Source organism: Thermobifida fusca YX (assembly GCF_000012405.1).
GTDB classification, from domain to species: domain Bacteria; phylum Actinomycetota; class Actinomycetes; order Streptosporangiales; family Streptosporangiaceae; genus Thermobifida; species Thermobifida fusca.
Genome location: NC_007333.1, coordinates 2376217 through 2392065, shown reverse-complemented (window position 1 = coordinate 2392065; position 15849 = coordinate 2376217). Strand labels below are relative to the sequence as shown.

The window sequence follows — 15849 nt, the reverse complement described above, 5'->3', positions numbered from 1 at the left end:
TTAGGCCTGTGATGGAGAGTTTGATCCTGGCTCAGGACGAACGCTGGCGGCGTGCTTAACACATGCAAGTCGAGCGGTAAGGCCCCTTCGGGGGTACACGAGCGGCGAACGGGTGAGTAACACGTGAGTAACCTGCCCCTGACTCTGGGATAAGCCTGGGAAACTGGGTCTAATACCGGATATGACCTCGTGCCGCATGGTGTGGGGTGGAAAGGTGTTTTTCCGGTCAGGGATGGGCTCGCGGCCTATCAGCTTGTTGGTGGGGTAACGGCCTACCAAGGCGATGACGGGTAGCCGGCCTGAGAGGGCGACCGGCCACACTGGGACTGAGACACGGCCCAGACTCCTGCGGGAGGCAGCAGTGGGGAATATTGCGCAATGGGCGGAAGCCTGACGCAGCGACGCCGCGTGGGGGATGAAGGCCTTCGGGTTGTAAACCTCTTTTACCACTCACGAAGGCCCCTGGTTTTCTGGGGGTTGACGGTAGGTGGTGAATAAGGACCGGCTAACTACGTGCCAGCAGCCGCGGTAATACGTAGGGTCCGAGCGTTGTCCGGAATTATTGGGCGTAAAGAGCTCGTAGGCGGCCTGTCGCGTCTGCTGTGAAAGTCCGGGGCTTAACTCCGGGTGTGCAGTGGATACGGGCAGGCTTGAGGTAGGTAGGGGAGACTGGAATTCCTGGTGTAGCGGTGAAATGCGCAGATATCAGGAGGAACACCGGTGGCGAAGGCGGGTCTCTGGGCCTTACCTGACGCTGAGGAGCGAAAGCGTGGGGAGCGAACAGGATTAGATACCCTGGTAGTCCACGCCGTAAACGTTGGGCGCTAGGTGTGGGGACTTTCCACGGTTTCCGTGCCGTAGCTAACGCATTAAGCGCCCCGCCTGGGGAGTACGGCCGCAAGGCTAAAACTCAAAGGAATTGACGGGGGCCCGCACAAGCGGCGGAGCATGTTGCTTAATTCGACGCAACGCGAAGAACCTTACCAAGGCTTGACATCACCGGTAATCCTCCAGAGATGGGGGGTCCTTCGGGGATCGGTGACAGGTGGTGCATGGCTGTCGTCAGCTCGTGTCGTGAGATGTTGGGTTAAGTCCCGCAACGAGCGCAACCCCTGTCCCATGTTGCCAGCACGTGGTGGTGGGGACTCATGGGAGACTGCCGGGGTCAACTCGGAGGAAGGTGGGGATGACGTCAAGTCATCATGCCCCTTATGCCTTGGGCTGCAAACATGCTACAATGGCCGGTACAGAGGGCGTGCGATGTCGTGAGGCGGAGCGAATCTCTTAAAGCCGGTCTCAGTTCGGATTGGGGTCTGCAACTCGACCCCATGAAGGTGGAGTCGCTAGTAATCGCGGATCAGCAACGCCGCGGTGAATACGTTCCCGGGCCTTGTACACACCGCCCGTCACGTCACGAAAGTCGGCAACACCCGAAACACGTGGCCTAACCCTTTGTGGGGGGGAGCGTGTGAAGGTGGGGCTGGCGATTGGGACGAAGTCGTAACAAGGTAGCCGTACCGGAAGGTGCGGCTGGATCACCTCCTTTCTAAGGAGCTTGAAGCCGACTGTGTGCTGGATGCAGGGTGTGTCTGGCGTGTGTTGGTGGTCGGCTGGCTCGAAAGTGGACGCCTCCCGTTGTGTGCTGCATGGTGTGTGGCGCGTGTGTTGGGGGGTGGCCCGGTGGGTTGAGAGGCAATCTTTTCCCTGCCTGTCGTTGGTGGTGGGTGGGGGCGCGCTGTTGGGTGTCTGAGGGAACAACCGTATCCCGCAGGCCCTGTTGCACTCTGGCTGAAGTGTTTTGGCTTGGGTGTGGGTGTGTGGGGGTTGTTCTGGCCATCCTGGCTGGCGCATGCCGTGTGGTGTGTGTTGGTTGGGTGTGTGGCGTGGGTTTTGATTTGTGGATAGTGTGTGCGAGCGTCTTGTTTCTGTGGTGGCCAAGCGAGTGTGGCACACGGTGGATGCCTTGGCACCAGGCGCCGATGAAGGACGTGGGAGGCCGCGATAGGCCACGGGGAGCTGCCAACCGAGCGTTGATCCGTGGGTGTCCGAATGGGGGAACCTGGCGTGCGTGATGGCACGTCGCCGCTGCCTGAATGTATAGGGCAGTTGGTGGGAACGCGGGGAAGTGAAACATCTCAGTACCCGCAGGAGGAGAAAACAAGAGTGATTCCCTGAGTAGTGGTGAGCGAAAGGGGATGAGGCTAAACCATGCGCGTGTGATACTCGGCAGGGGTTGCGCGTGTGGGGTTGTGGGGCGTGCCTGTCTGGGTCTGCCGGCCTGGAGCACTGCCGTTGCGGATAGCCGAAGCCGGTGGGAAACGGCACCGTAGAAGGTGAGAGTCCTGTAGGTGAAATCCGTGGGCGGGGTGTTGGGTGCGTTCCCGAGTAGCACGGGGCTCGGGGAATCCCGTGTGAATCTGGCAGGACCACCTGCTAAGCCTAAATACGTCCTGGTGACCGATAGTGGACGAGTACCGTGAGGGAAAGGTGAAAAGTGCCCCGGTGAGGGGTTGTGAAAGAGTGCCTGAAACCGTGTGCTGTCAAGCCGTCAGAGCCTTGCTTGTGGTGGGGTGATGGCGTGCCTTTTGCAGAATGAGCCTGCGAGTCATGGTGTGTGGCGAGGTTAACCCGTTGTGGGGGAGCCGTAGCGAAAGCGAGTCTGAAGAGGGCGTTTGAGTCGCATGCTGTGGACCCGAAGCGGGGTGATCTACCCATGTCCAGGGTGAAGCGGGGGTAAGACTCCGTGGAGGCCCGAACCCACCAGGGTTGAAAACCTGGGGGATGAGGTGTGGGTAGGGGTGAAAGGCCAATCAAACTCCGTGATAGCTGGTTCTCCCCGAAATGCATTTAGGTGCAGCGTCGCGTGGTGCTTGCCGGAGGTAGAGCGACTGGTTGGCTGATGGGCCCGACAAGGTTACTGAGGTCAGCTAAACTCCGAATGCCGGTGAAGCTAGCGCGGCAGTGAGACTGCGGGGGATAAGCTTCGTGGTCGAGAGGGAAACAGCCCAGATCATCGGTTAAGGCCCCTAAGTGTGTGCTTAGTGGGAAAGGTTGTGCAGTTGCTGTGACAGCCAGGAGGTTGGCTTAGAAGCAGCCATCCTTGAAAGAGTGCGTAATAGCTCACTGGTCGAGTGATTGTGCGCCGACAATGTAGCGGGGCTGAAGCACACCGCCGAAACCGTGGATGCTGATCATGCCTTTTGTGGGTGTGGTTGGTGTGGTAGGGGAGCGTCCTGCGTGGGGTGAAGCCGCCGAGTGATCGTGTGGTGGACTGCGTGGGAGTGAGAATGCAGGCATGAGTAGCGTGACACACGTGAGAAACGTGTGCGCCGATTGACTAAGGGTTCCTGGGGCAGGTTAATCCGCCCAGGGTAAGTCGGGACCTAAGGCGAGGCCGTGAGGCGTAGTCGATGGATAACGGGTTGATATTCCCGTACCCGTCCGCACGCGCCCAATACCGAGGCTTCTGATGCTAACCAGACTGGCGCTGCTCCTGTCCTTTGTGGGTGGGGGTGGTGTTGGTGTGGGGTCCAAGGGAGTAGTAGGTAAGTGATGGGGTGACGCAGGGGGGTAGCTCTACCGGGCGGTGGTTGTCCCGGGTCAAGCGTGTAGCCCGGAGCATAGGCAAATCCGTGCTCTGTTGTGGGTGAGGCGTGATGTCGAGGCGTTGAGCCGAAGTGAGTGATCCCGTACTGCCGAGAAAAGCCTCTAGCGAGTGTGTGGACGGCCCGTACCCTAAACCGACGCAGGTGGTCAGGTAGAGAATACCGAGGCGTTCGGATGAACCGTGGTTAAGGAACTCGGCAAATTGTCCCCGTAACTTTGGGAGAAGGGGAGCCCTGTGCGGTGAAGGACCGTGCGTCTGGAGCTGTGTGGGGTCGCAGAGGCCAGGGGGAAGCGACTGTTTACTAAAAACACAGGTCCGTGCGAAGTCGTAAGACGCGGTATACGGACTGACGCCTGCCCGGTGCCGGAACGTTAAGAGGACCGGTTAGATGCCTTTTGGGTGTCGACGCTGGGAATCTAAGCGCCGGTAAACGGCGGTGGTAACTATAACCATCCTAAGGTAGCGAAATTCCTTGTCGGGTAAGTTCCGACCTGCACGAATGGCGTAACGACTTCCCCGCTGTCTCAACCACGGGCCCGGCGAAATTGCACTACGAGTAAAGATGCTCGTTTCGCGCAGCAGGACGGAAAGACCCCGGGACCTTTACTACAGCTTGACATTGGTGTTTGGGATGGCTTGTGTAGGATAGGTGGGAGCCTGTGAAGCCTGGACGCTAGTTCGGGTGGAGGCGTTGGTGAAATACCACTCTGGCTGTTTCGGGCATCTAACCTGGGACCGTGATCCGGTTCAGGGACAGTGTCTGGTGGGTAGTTTAACTGGGGCGGTTGCCTCCTAAAGGGTAACGGAGGCGCCCAAAGGTTCCCTCAGCCTGGTTGGCAATCAGGTGGTGAGTGTAAGTGCATAAGGGAGCTTGACTGTGAGACGGACGTGTCGAGCAGGTGCGAAAGCAGGGACTAGTGATCCGGCGTCGGCGTGTGGAAGCGGCGTCGCTCAACGGCTAAAAGGTACCCCGGGGATAACAGGCTGATCTTCCCCAAGAGTCCGTATCGACGGGATGGTTTGGCACCTCGATGTCGGCTCGTCGCATCCTGGGGCTGGAGTCGGTCCCAAGGGTTGGGCTGTTCGCCCATTAAAGCGGCACGCGAGCTGGGTTTAGAACGTCGTGAGACAGTTCGGTCCCTATCCGCTGCGCGCGTTGGAGACTTGAGAAGGGCTGTCCCTAGTACGAGAGGACCGGGACGGACGAACCTCTGGTGTGCCAGTTGTTCCGCCAGGAGCATGGCTGGTTGGCTACGTTCGGAAGGGATAACCGCTGAAAGCATCTAAGCGGGAAGCCTGCTTCAAGATGAGGTCTCCTGCCACCGTTGAGTGGGTAAGGCCCCCTAGAGATGATGGGGTTGATAGGCCGGATGTGGAAGCCCTGTGAGGGGTGGAGCTGACCGGTACTAATCGGCCGAGGGCTTGTCCACCACAGATACAGGACAGCTCGCACACACGAACACACACGCGTGAAGGTTTCCCCCATGACCTAGAGCCTGTGGGTTGTGGTTGGTGGGGGTGTGAGGGTTACGGCGGTCATAGCGGGCGGGGTCCACCCGGTCCCATTCCGAACCCGGTCGTTAAGCCGCCCAGCGCCGATGGTACTGCCCTGTGGTGGGGTGGGAGAGTAGGACACCGCCGTACACATGTGTGAGTGGGGGTGGAACAACCGTTCCACCCCCACTTTGTTTTTCTACTTCTTTGCACGGTCAATATACGATTCACCGGTACCGTAGAGTTGACGTGCATCTTTGAATCATTTCGCGCTGCTACGGACAAGTGGCAGCGTTTTTGACTGTTTACGGACGGAACATGACTGACGACAGCCGATCGGAGAGGCGCGACGGTTCTGGGACCCGAAACCGGAAAGGTTTCCGATCCGGCAGACATGGTCAACGGCGACGGGAAAGCTCCCGGTTCGGTTATGGCAGAGTGCGGGGGAAGTCTGGTCAGGGCCGCCGCTCCTCGCGGAAGAAGGAGGCCGGCTACGGCGACCGCCCAGAACCTACAACGCCGTCTCCCAGCCGGGAGAAGCAGCCAGAGAACCTCACGTCGGGGGGAGAAACAGCAGGCACGGGGAAAGACGCTGCTCCCCAGCTGCCTAAGAACGCCCATCCGCACCGCTTGGACCTGGAGATCCGCAAAGAGCTGCGCACTCTCCCTAAATTCCTGGCGGAGCTGGTGGCCAGGCACTTGGTCGCTGCAGGAGACTTCCTCAATGAAGACCCGGAGCGTGCCTACCAGCATGCTCTTTATGCCCGCCGTAAGGCGTCCCGGGTCGGCGCGGTGCGTGAAGCCGCTGGTATCGCTGCCTATCTGACCGGACGGTGGCAGGAAGCCCTGTCCGACCTGCGGGCTGCCCGTCGTATCACGGGGCAGGACATCTATCTCCCCATGATCGCTGACTGCGAGCGGGGACTGGGGCGCCCCGAACGTGCGTTGGAGATCATCCGCGAGGCCCCGATCGACGAGCTTGACGTCGCGCACCAAGTCGAGCTGCGCATTGTTGCTTCGGGGGCGCGACGTGACATGGGGGACCTGCAAGGGGCCCTGGTGGAACTGCAATGCCCGCAGTTGAAGGAACACCGGGCACGCCCCTGGGTGGCACGGCTGTTCTACGCCTATGCCGACGTGCTGGAAGAGCTGGGCCGCAAAGGGGAAGCCCGCGAATACTTCTCCCGAGCGTCTGCTGTAGACCGGGAAGGGGTGACCGACGCCGACGAGCGTCTGGCCGCGTTGGAAGGACTCGAGATTGTCGACGTCGGCGACGACGTGGTGTGGAGCGATGCGGAGGACTTCGCATTGAGTGCTGTGGAGCCGGAAGAGTCGAAGGCTCCCGCAGCGGACTCATCCGACCAGTAGCACGACACCCGCTAGACCCGATTCACTCATCTATTGCGTTCCGGTACGGCCAGGAGTGGCTGTACCGGAACGCACCTTTTCCCTTCACGTATTCCTGTTTCCATGGCTGTGAACCCACCCCCGTTGAACGGGGCCATCGTCCACCTGGGGAGCCTCCCTGCCAGCCACGACTCGGTGGTCGTGCTGCTGGTGTCGGGGCGGCACCTGGTCATGGTCCGCCACCGGGACCGAGCCTGGGAGTTCCCGGGCGGCCATGCCGAACCTGGGGAGGATATTGAAGCGACCGCGCGTCGTGAAGCGTGGGAGGAAGCCGGGGCAGAGCTGGCAGGCTTGCGGGCTGTCGGCTACTACGTGCTGCCGAACGGGCACACCACTGTGGTGACCTGTGCCCAGGCCGCGGCGTTGCACCCGTTGACCGGGGAGCACGAGACCATGGAAGTGCGGGCTTTCGACACGCTGCCTTCCGACCTGTCGTTCACCGACGGCCTCTACGCCTACCTGCTCACCGAGCTCGGCCTCTTGAACGGACCCGATACTCCACGCTCCGACCCAGGAGAGGCGCCCCCTGCGGCTGGAACGACAACCCTGTGAGCTCTGAGGAGTTCGGTTGCGCTCTGCCAGCAGCCGTGCGGCGCGCCGACACATAGAACGGGCTGTTGTTGGGGCGCCTGGGCGGCAGGCTGCGACAGGGGACGAGAGGAGACCTGCCGCCCGGGAAACCGCTGATCCGCGACGCGCAGCCGTGCTATTGTCGCGGGGAGTCCTGTGCTGCAGCGGCCTGCTCCGCTGCGAGCCGGTCCAACCAGTGCATGATGCCGGAGACGTTGCCTTCCTCCCCGCAGAGGATCTCCAAGACCTCCTGGGTTCCTTGCGGAACCTCGTCCGGGAGAGGACGGTAGCGTTCCCGCACCCGCTCACGCACCAAGGCGACTGCATGGTCGAGGTCGCCGGCGGTGCTGTGCGACTCCCGTACGGTCTCCACCCACAGCCGCAGCTCCTCCACGGAGCGCTCCAAGACCGGTTCTACGTCGCTGACCGCCCCGAAGTGGGAGAACATGAGCCGCTGCGGTTTGATGTCACTGAACAGCCGCAGCGAGTCCAGGGCCGCTGCCAGGTTGAAGTCGGGGGGAGGCGTGGCGGGACGCACATCACCGGTGTAGGGGTTGTACATTCCCGCTGCATCGCCCACGTACAGGTCGCCGGTCGCCGAATCTACGAGGCCGATGTGGTGTTTGGCGTGGCCAGGCGAGTAGTAGGCGGTGAGGGTGCGGCCTGCGCCCAAGTCGATGGTTGCGCCAGTGTCCACTGCCCGGATGCGGGTCGCTTCCGTGGGCGCCATCTCGCCGAACAGCACCTCCAGCCGGTCTCCCCACACCATGCGGGCGCTGTTCATCAACCGGGTCGGGTCGGCGAGGTGGCGGGCACCGCGTTCGTGGACGATGATTTCGGCATTGGGGAACATGCGGGCGATCTCCCCGGTGCCGCCCGCGTGGTCCAAGTGGATGTGGGTGACCACCACGGTGGCCAAGTCCTGCGCTTCCACTCCCAGGGAATGCAGGGCGTCGCGGAGCACCGGCGCGGATCCGGCGGTGCCGACTTCCACCACGCAGGGACGTTCGGAACGGATCAGGTAGCTCGAGGTGATCCCCGGGTAGCCCGCCATCCGGGTGTCGATCGCGAAGACGTCGTCACCGAGGGCGACGATGTCCTCCGCGGCGGCCCCGGCCGTCTGCTCCGCCATGTGCTGTTTCCTTTCCTCGACTCTTCGCCACCAGAACCGAATCTAGTTCACGTGGTTTCCGGGAACCCGTCCAGGGATCCGCTGGCCGCGGCACACCCTGGTTATCCACAGGGAAGCGATGTCGGCTTCCGTAACTCGGAGTGGTTGGGCGACTCTGGAGTGAGACAGGGTGTCGCGGTAGGGCGCGGCACGATCGGTTTCCGGTTGGAGAGGACCACCATGGACAACCCGTCGGCGCTCCCGAGCTCCTCCCGGCGCGGTACGCCCGCTGGATGGCAGACGTGCGAAGAAGTTGAGCACCGTAACGAGATTCTGCTCGCCGGGCGTGTGATCGCCGAACCGTCGGTTCGGGAGCTGCACAACGGCGGCCAGTTGGTGACCTGGCGTATCGCAGTGAACCGGCCTTCGTCAAAGCGGCGTCCCCGGCAGGAAGCGGATCCCATCACCTGTGTCAGCTTCCACCGGGACATGGTGGAACTCACCCGGGATTGGCGGATCGGCGACACAGTTCAGGTCACCGGGGCGCTGCGGCGGCGGTTCTGGCGCTCTGTGCACGGCGCGGCCAGCGTGTTCGAGGTGGAAGCCAAGACAGCGCGGCGCGTCAAAGCGGCTGACTCTTCCGCGGTTACCAGCCGAGGATGCCAGTGACTTCGTGGAGAGAGTCGGGGGCGAACACGCGGCCGCTCTGCCATGCCGCGACACAGAGGGCGCGCAGGCCGTCCAGCCGTTCCCCGGACCCCTGCAAGAGCAGCCGGTCTGAGTGGACTGTCGCAGTCCATCCTCCGCAGCGCGCTTCGCGACCGTCCCACAGCACTTCGGGATGGGGTTCGTTGAGTCCGCCAATGTCGTAGGCGAGGTAGGAGGGCCGACGCTGCGGCGGGGCGAGGAGGAGATCCACCGGGGTGGTCACCCCGGTGAGGACCAGCATGCTCGCTGCACCGCGCCGGTGTGCACCTTCGATATCGGTGTCCAAGCGGTCACCGATCACCAGGGGGTTGACGGCACCGGTGCGGCGCACCCCCTCCTCATGCAAGGGGGGTTCCGGTTTGCCTGCCACAAGCGGTTCCTGGTGGGTGGCGTGGGCGATCACTCGGGCAAAGGACCCGTTGCCCGGCTGGATACCGCGACCCATGGGGGCCGTAGCGTCGTTGTTGCTGACCACGAACAGCGCGCCCGCGGCCACGGCCAACGCTCCTTCAACAGCCAGATCGAAACCGAGCCGGGGGGAATATCCCTGGACTACAGCGACTGGGCGGTCGTGGATGGTCGTCACCGGGCGCAGGCCGTGGGCCCGCACTGCCTGGCGCAGCCCGGTGTCCCCGACGACCAGTACCGGTGATCCGGGGGGAAACCGTTCCGCGATCAGGCGGGCCGCGGCCTGGGCGGAGGTGACCACTTCGTCGGCTGCCGCGGTTACCCCCAGGGCGGTGAGGTGCTCGGCAACAGCAGCCGGGGTACGCGACGCATTGTTGGTCACGAAAGCCACCCGCATGCCTTGGGCGCGCGCCTTCGCTACCGCTTCCGGGGCAGCGGGGACTACACGTGGGCCAAGGTAGACGACCCCATCCAAGTCGATGAGGGCCGCGTCGTACAGCGAGTGCAGCGGTTGGGATGCGGTCAGCAGAGTCATCGTCGTCCGTTGCTGTGGTCGGTGGAGCCAGACGGGAAGCCCGGCGCGAGGCTGGAGGTGGTCCCTGCACCGGGAGAGTCAGGGACGGGGCCGCACCGGTCGGGAACGGGTGCGGAAGAAACAGGGGCAGGCCACAGAGCACCCACGCCGACCGCCCTTGATCCTCGGACGCTGGGACAAAGAGAAGAGCCCGCTACCGTGGAGCATCGTGGCGGACGGCTGCAGGGCACAGCCGGTACAGCAGACAAGAGGAACGGAGAAACCTCCATCGGAACGGTGAGAGGACAGGCGGCGACATCCACCCGAATGAAGAAGGGTACCCGGGCCCTGGCGAAGCCAACGGAGGGCTCGCTGAGGACGCTCCGGCGCAGATCCCGGGAACAGCAGGGGTGCTGGTTGAGGCGGCAGGAACGGCAGAGCGCGGAGGTGGGCCGGGTGCCGGTTCGGGAAGCACAGGGCTGCGGCGTTGCGGTGCTGCTGCAGACTCGGGTGGAGAGCTACAGCAGTTTGCGCAGCCGCGCCATGTCGCTGAGGCTCGCTTTCACTTTGACGCGACCAGTGAACAGGGCTTTGGCGTAGTCCAAGCGGTCTTCGGCCAACGCGACAAGGTCGTCGCTGCTGATCGTGATACGCACTTGGGCGCGGTTGCCTGCGGCGGTAGAGGGGCGGGGGGTGATGTCGACCAGGCCGTGCGGGGTCAACCGCATGTCGAAGACGCTGTCCAGGTCGCTGATGGTCAAGCTGATCGTCCGTTCCACGATGTGGGCGCGCCGCTGTGCTTCGTCGAACTGAGTGATGCGCGCAGAGACCAGGTCGAGAGCGGAACGGCATTCGTTGAGGGTGGCCATACCTTTCATACTGCACGATCAGTCGGCCGTGAACCGGGGAGAACGCGGCATGCAGGCGCCCGTGCCGGGCAGGCCCGGAAGGTTTCCCTGTGCACCAGGAAGCCCGGTGCGGCGCGGCGCCAGGCCAGCGCGCCCCAGTGAGCGAGGAAACCACAGGGCGGGTGTGCGCCCGCCGTTCCCTGCTGCTCGGCACGGCACTCCCTCGCCAGGGCTGCGGTGGAGCGGAGACCGGTTCCTGTCCGAGAGTTGAGATCGCCTTTGCCTGCGCTCGAAGAACGGTAGTTTTTCTCTCAAGTCTTCCCGTATCAGGCACCGCAACTGGTTCACCCGGATTTCTGCGAGGAGCATGTTTCATGGTCGTCGAAGTGGTACGCGCCTATCTGGAAGCCGCCAGCGGCCTCACCGAACTCACGAGGAAACACGCGGTTGCGGTAGCCAAAATCCTGATCCGGGAGAGTGAAGAACGCCCAGGGGCACCAACGCGGAGCTCTGAGCTTCCCAAGAACGAGCCGGAAGGTGGGGAGGCTGCGCTGCTCAGCGCGCGGGTCGGCCCCAGTATTCAGGCGTTGGCCACCGAGCTGATTGAAACCAACCAGAGCAACCGTGCCGCACTCAGCCGACTCGTGGAGGCTGAGGTCGCGCGAGTCCTGGACCGCCTCGACGTTGTGCCGCGAGAGGACTATGAGCGGTTAGCGCGCCGGGTCAGCGAGCTGGAACGGCGGTTGGCCGCGGTCACCGCGACCCAGCGGCGCCGGGTCGCGGCCGAGGAACCGGAGTCTGCTGTCGAAGCTGCGGCGGTTACCGTGGCGACAGACCAGGCCTCGCCCTCCGCTGAAACGAGGAGCGCGGAAACCCCCAGCACTGAGGCTGCTGGCGTAGCGGAGGAGATCGCGAAGACTGCCGTACCGGAATCCAACACCCCGGATCCTGGTGCAGCCTCGACCGCTCAGGAATCCGCCGCTGAGGAGACCGGGAAAGCTGAGGAGACCGGGAAAGACGAGACCGCGGCTGCAGAGTCGACGGCCCGCGGCGGGAAGACGAAGAGCGGCCGCGCCCGCGCCACGAAGTCCCAGAGCAAACGCGCTGCAGCCCGCCGTAGTGCAGCCCGGAGCGGAAAGTAGGCCATGACTGACGAAGAAGCGCTCGCGGAACGCGTCATCGACCAAGTGCAGGCCCGGCTGGACTCCTTGGACAGCCTTCCCGTGCACGAGCACGTCACCGTGTTCGAGACCGTGCACCAGGAGCTGGCCGCGGTGCTGTCCGTCCTGGATGCGCCCGGCCAGGGCGCGGTCCGCTGACCCGCTGGGCGTGGTACGGAAGACCGTGCGGGGCACCCGGTTGGGGAGCGTACGGTTGGAGGGACGACAGCTCTGACAGTGAGAAGGAGACGTACACCCCGCTATGGCTAGACGTAGCCGACTCGACGCCGAACTGGTCCGGCGCGGCCACGCGCGTTCCCGGGCCCATGCGGCTGAACTCATCGCGGCAGGCCGGGTCCGTGTGGCAGGCACCCTCGCCACCAAGGCCGCGACCCAGGTGGGTGTCGACCAGGCGATCGTGGTGGAGCAGGCTGACGACGAGCCGGTGTACGTCTCCCGGGGCGCCTACAAGCTCATCGGGGCGCTCGACGCTTTCGCGGTTGACGTGACTGGGCGGCGCTGCCTGGATGCGGGTGCGTCCACTGGGGGATTCACCGATGTTCTGCTCCGGCGCGGCGCCGCCCACGTGGTCGCGGTCGACGTGGGCTACGGACAGTTGGCGTGGTCGCTGCGGTCCGATCCCCGGGTGACGGTGCTGGAACGGCAGAATGTCCGCGAGCTCACCCCCGACCAGGTCGGCGAGCCCCGCCCCGACCTGGTGGTCGCTGATCTGTCGTTCATCTCGCTGCGGCTCGTGCTCGCTCCGCTCCTCGCGTGCGCCGCCTCCGACGCCGATTTCGTGCTCCTGGTCAAACCGCAGTTCGAGGTGGGCCGGGAACGGGTCGGTGCTAAAGGGGTGGTCCGCGATCCGGAAGCGCGTGCCTCCGCGGTGCGGGATGTCGCCGCCCACGCCTGGACTCTCGGGTTAGGGGTATGCGGGGTCACTGCCAGTCCGCTACCGGGGCCATCCGGTAATGTCGAGTATTTCCTGTGGCTGCGCTCTGGCGCCGCCCCGCTCGACGAGCGCCAGCTGGAGCGGGCGGTCGCGGAGGGACCGCAATAGCCGTAGGCCGCGTGTCCGCCCGCTACTCAGGGTTGGATAACGTAACTCGGCCACTTGGCGATCAACTGGCGTCGCGGTGATGCGGTGCCAGCCCCGGCGACGAGGAGGGCCCTCTGTGAAGACCAGCGAAAGTACGGATCGGTTCGGCGGCGTGGCTGGAGAGACGACCAACCGCACCGTGCTTCTCCTGGCCCACACGGGACGTCCCGCCGCCCTGCGCAGTGCGCGCCTCGTCCACGAAAGCCTGACCCGCGCCGGGGTGACGGTGCGGATGCTCGCCTCCGAAATCGAGGCGATCAGAAAGACCGGTGCGCGGATGCAGCCGGTGGAGGTCGTGGAACCGGGGGCGGACGCTGCCGCGGGAACCGAGCTCATCATGGTGCTGGGCGGGGACGGCACCCTGTTGCGTGCCGCGGAGCTCGCCCGGCCTGCCGGGGCGCCGCTGCTGGGGGTCAACCTCGGGCACGTGGGTTTCCTCGCTGAGGCGGAGCGCGACGACTTGTCGGATACGGTCCGCTGCGTGGTCGAGCGCGACTACTCGGTTGAGGAGCGGATGACCATCGATGTGGCGGTCTACAACGGCGGGCGCACCAGTGCGGCACCTGCGGTGCGCACCTGGGCGTTGAACGAGGCCACTGCGGAGAAGGTCGAGTCGGGCCGCATGCTGGAAGTGGTGCTGGAGATCGATGGGCGCCCGCTCTCCCGGTGGGGGTGCGACGGGGTGGTGTGTGCGACACCCACCGGTTCGACCGCGCACGCGTTCTCGGGAGGCGGTCCGATTGTGTGGCCTTCTGTGGAGGCGCTGCTGGTTGTGCCGTTGAGCGCGCACGCTTTGTTCGCGAGGCCGCTGGTGGTCGCCCCGGATGCGGTGATCGCACTGGAGGTCCTGCCGGAGACGACTGACGGGGTGCTCTGGTGTGATGGACGTCGTAGGGTCGAATTGCCCGCTGGAGCGCGGGTGGAGATCTCACGGTCGAAGACACCGGTGCGTTTGGCTCGGTTGCAGCAGGCACCGTTCACCAATCGGCTCGTCGCGAAGTTCGCTCTCCCAGTGGCAGGTTGGCGGGGACGGGCGGCGGAACGCGACAGCGGATAGGCGGTCCGGGCGGACGCGGGTGAACCGCACAGTGCCGCAGCAGTGGTGATTACGGGAGAGAGTTCGGTGCTCGAAGAAGTCCGAATCCAAGGTCTCGGCGTGATTGACGACGCCGTGGTGGAGCTGTCCCCAGGGTTCACCGTGGTCACCGGCGAGACCGGTGCGGGCAAGACGATGGTGGTCACGGGTCTGGGGCTGCTGTTCGGCGGCCGGGCCGACCCGCAGCGGGTGCGTCCTGGGGCGAGCCGGGCGGTGGTGGAAGGACGGTTGACGGTCGACCCCGGCAGCAAGGTCGCCCGGCGGGTGGAGGAGGCCGGCGGGGAGCTCGACGACGGGGTGCTGATCATCTCCCGCAGTGTGTCAGCGGAGGGCCGGTCCAGGGCGTCGGTGGGGGGCCGGTCTGCCCCGGTGAGCCTGCTGGCGTACTTGGCTGATGACCTGGTGGCGGTGCACGGCCAGTCGGACCAGCAGCGGCTGCTCCGCACCGACCGGCAGCGCGCCGCGCTGGACCGGTATGCGGGCGAGGAACTGCAGAAGACGTTGGGCGCGTACACGGCTGCCTACCGCAGGCACCAGGAGGTGTCGGCGGAGTTGACGGAGCTGGTCACGCGGGCCCGGGAGCGTGCCCAGGAAGCAGACTTGCTGCGGTTCGGGATTGAGGAGATCGCTGCGGCGGAGCTCCGTCCTGGGGAAGAGGCGGAGCTGTTGGCGGAGGAGACGCGCCTGGCGCACGCTGATGCGCTGCGGATGGCTGCGACCACCGCGCACGAGGCTTTGGTCGGTGATCCTGCTTCCGGCGTGGAAGTGGACGTCACCACGCTGCTGGCGGGGGCGCGGCAGGCGTTGGCTGCGGTCCGCCAGCACGACACGACGCTGGCCGCGCTCGCTGACCGGCTTGATGAGGTCAGTTACATGATCAGTGACGCCGCTACCGAGCTGGCGTCGTACGCCGAGTCGGTGGATGCTGATCCTGCGCGGCTGGCCGCAGTCCAGGAGCGTCGGGCGCTGCTGGCCCAGTTGTCCCGCAAGTACGGGGACACGGCCGAGGAGATCCTCGCCTGGGCGGAGGACGCCAGTAAGCGGTTGACCGAGCTGGAGGGCGACGACGAGCGGATCGAGCAGCTCACCGCGGAAGAAGCCGAGTTGCGGGAGCGGATGACTGAGCTTGCGGACAAGCTCACCGCGATCCGTACCCAGGCCGCGGAGCGGTTCGGGGCGGCGGTCACCGAGGAGCTCACCGCGCTGGCGATGCCGCACGCCCGGGTGTCGGTGCGGATCCGTACCGGTGAAGAGTTCGGCCCGTACGGGCGGGACGAGGTGGAGCTGTTGCTCGCGCCGCATCCCAGCGCCCCGCCGTTGCCGTTGCACAAGGGGGCGTCCGGTGGGGAGCTGTCCCGTGTCATGCTGGCGATCGAGGTGGTTTTCGCGGGTGCTGACCCGGTGCCGACTTTTGTGTTCGACGAGGTGGATGCCGGGGTCGGTGGTAAGGCGGCAGTGGAGATCGGTCGGCGGCTCGCCCGGTTGGCGCGGAGCGCCCAAGTCATTGTGGTCACTCATCTGCCGCAGGTGGCGGCTTTCGCTGACGTGCACCTGGTGGTGGAGAAGTCCAGTGACGGCATGGTCACGTCCAGTGGGGTGATCCGGTTGGACCGCGGGGGGCGGGTCCGGGAGCTTTCCCGCATGTTGGCGGGGATGGAGGATTCCGAGCTCGGCCAAGCGCACGCGGAGGAGCTTCTCACGCTTGCGGAGGCGGAACGGAATCGGGGCTGAGCTGGGCGGCGCCCGCAAGAGGGCTTCCGGCTGCGCGCGGTGAGGTTGCCGCCTGCGGGGCGGGCCACGGAAGTGTCGACACGCCGATGCGGC

Annotated in this window: 11 protein-coding genes and 3 rRNA genes; 11 read left to right on the top strand and 3 right to left on the bottom strand. The window is 64.8% G+C overall.

Features of this window, described 5'->3' with window-relative positions; translation table 11 throughout:
• The first annotated feature begins 8 nt into the window (after positions 1-8).
• The 5 genes from TFU_RS10060 to TFU_RS10040 all read left to right on the top strand — a co-directional run bounded on the left by TFU_RS10060 (position 9) and on the right by TFU_RS10040 (position 7060).
• A 16S ribosomal RNA gene (locus tag TFU_RS10060) occupies positions 9-1546 on the top strand.
• Between the two features lie 386 nt (positions 1547-1932).
• Positions 1933-5037 (top strand): 23S ribosomal RNA (locus TFU_RS10055).
• 98 nt (positions 5038-5135) lie between these two features.
• A 5S ribosomal RNA gene (gene rrf / locus TFU_RS10050) occupies positions 5136-5251 on the top strand.
• The 16S, 23S and 5S rRNA genes sit together here, the layout of an rRNA operon.
• 288 nt (positions 5252-5539) lie before the next feature.
• On the top strand, positions 5540-6469 hold the full coding sequence (locus TFU_RS10045) for a tetratricopeptide repeat protein (protein WP_370491995.1): 930 nt from the start codon (positions 5540-5542) through the stop codon (positions 6467-6469).
• A gap of 102 nt (positions 6470-6571) precedes the next feature.
• Entirely contained in the window at positions 6572-7060 is a 489-nt protein-coding gene (locus TFU_RS10040) for an NUDIX domain-containing protein (RefSeq protein ID WP_011292464.1), read from the top strand.
• Between the two features lie 154 nt (positions 7061-7214).
• On the opposite strand, the gene TFU_RS10035 is transcribed toward TFU_RS10040, so the two are convergent.
• Entirely contained in the window at positions 7215-8210 is a 996-nt protein-coding gene (locus tag TFU_RS10035; RefSeq protein ID WP_011292463.1) for an MBL fold metallo-hydrolase, read from the bottom strand.
• Positions 8211-8429: 219 nt separating this feature from the next.
• Between TFU_RS10035 and TFU_RS10030 the strand changes: the two genes are divergently transcribed.
• Positions 8430-8858, top strand: coding sequence for a single-stranded DNA-binding protein (locus TFU_RS10030; RefSeq protein ID WP_011292462.1), 429 nt, complete (start codon positions 8430-8432; stop codon positions 8856-8858).
• On the opposite strand, the gene TFU_RS10025 is transcribed toward TFU_RS10030, so the two are convergent.
• Both TFU_RS10025 and TFU_RS10020 read right to left on the bottom strand, forming a co-directional pair.
• Positions 8836-9840 (bottom strand): HAD-IIA family hydrolase, encoded by a 1005-nt coding sequence (locus TFU_RS10025; RefSeq protein WP_011292461.1) that lies wholly within the window; start codon positions 9838-9840, stop codon positions 8836-8838. The two genes, TFU_RS10030 and TFU_RS10025, sit on opposite strands and share 23 nt — an antisense overlap.
• Positions 9841-10337: 497 nt before the next feature.
• On the bottom strand, positions 10338-10688 hold the full coding sequence (locus tag TFU_RS10020) for an SCP2 sterol-binding domain-containing protein (RefSeq protein ID WP_041428135.1): 351 nt from the start codon (positions 10686-10688) through the stop codon (positions 10338-10340).
• 353 nt (positions 10689-11041) lie between these two features.
• Here TFU_RS10020 and TFU_RS10015 point away from each other — a divergent pair, with 353 nt between their 5' ends.
• The 5 genes from TFU_RS10015 to recN all read left to right on the top strand — a co-directional run bounded on the left by TFU_RS10015 (position 11042) and on the right by recN (position 15756).
• A complete protein-coding gene (locus TFU_RS10015; RefSeq protein WP_011292459.1) occupies positions 11042-11809 on the top strand; it encodes a hypothetical protein in 768 nt (255 codons plus the stop codon).
• Between the two features lie 3 nt (positions 11810-11812).
• The gene (locus tag TFU_RS16210) at positions 11813-11986 is read left to right on the top strand and encodes a hypothetical protein (RefSeq protein WP_011292458.1); all 174 of its coding nucleotides are present in this window, start codon (positions 11813-11815) and stop codon (positions 11984-11986) included.
• Positions 11987-12089: 103 nt separating this feature from the next.
• A complete protein-coding gene (locus TFU_RS10010) occupies positions 12090-12890 on the top strand; it encodes a TlyA family RNA methyltransferase (RefSeq protein WP_011292457.1) in 801 nt (266 codons plus the stop codon).
• A gap of 115 nt (positions 12891-13005) precedes the next feature.
• Positions 13006-13986 carry an NAD kinase gene (locus TFU_RS10005; protein WP_011292456.1) on the top strand — a complete coding sequence of 327 codons (981 nt, stop codon included), beginning with the start codon at positions 13006-13008 and terminating at the stop codon, positions 13984-13986.
• A 66-nt stretch (positions 13987-14052) separates the two neighbouring features.
• The gene (gene recN / locus TFU_RS10000) at positions 14053-15756 is read left to right on the top strand and encodes a DNA repair protein RecN (RefSeq protein WP_011292455.1); all 1704 of its coding nucleotides are present in this window, start codon (positions 14053-14055) and stop codon (positions 15754-15756) included.
• Positions 15757-15849: the final 93 nt, after the last annotated feature.

Coding starts and splice junctions, on each gene's coding strand:
- TFU_RS10040 (WP_011292464.1), top strand. CDS start 6,572: ATGGCTGTGAACCCACCCCCGTTGAACGGGGCCATCGTCCACCTGGGG.
- TFU_RS10035 (WP_011292463.1), bottom strand. CDS start 8,210: ATGGCGGAGCAGACGGCCGGGGCCGCCGCGGAGGACATCGTCGCCCTC.
- TFU_RS10030 (WP_011292462.1), top strand. CDS start 8,430: ATGGACAACCCGTCGGCGCTCCCGAGCTCCTCCCGGCGCGGTACGCCC.
- TFU_RS10025 (WP_011292461.1), bottom strand. CDS start 9,840: ATGACTCTGCTGACCGCATCCCAACCGCTGCACTCGCTGTACGACGCG.
- TFU_RS10020 (WP_041428135.1), bottom strand. CDS start 10,688: ATGGCCACCCTCAACGAATGCCGTTCCGCTCTCGACCTGGTCTCTGCG.
- TFU_RS10015 (WP_011292459.1), top strand. CDS start 11,042: ATGGTCGTCGAAGTGGTACGCGCCTATCTGGAAGCCGCCAGCGGCCTC.
- TFU_RS16210 (WP_011292458.1), top strand. CDS start 11,813: ATGACTGACGAAGAAGCGCTCGCGGAACGCGTCATCGACCAAGTGCAG.
- TFU_RS10010 (WP_011292457.1), top strand. CDS start 12,090: ATGGCTAGACGTAGCCGACTCGACGCCGAACTGGTCCGGCGCGGCCAC.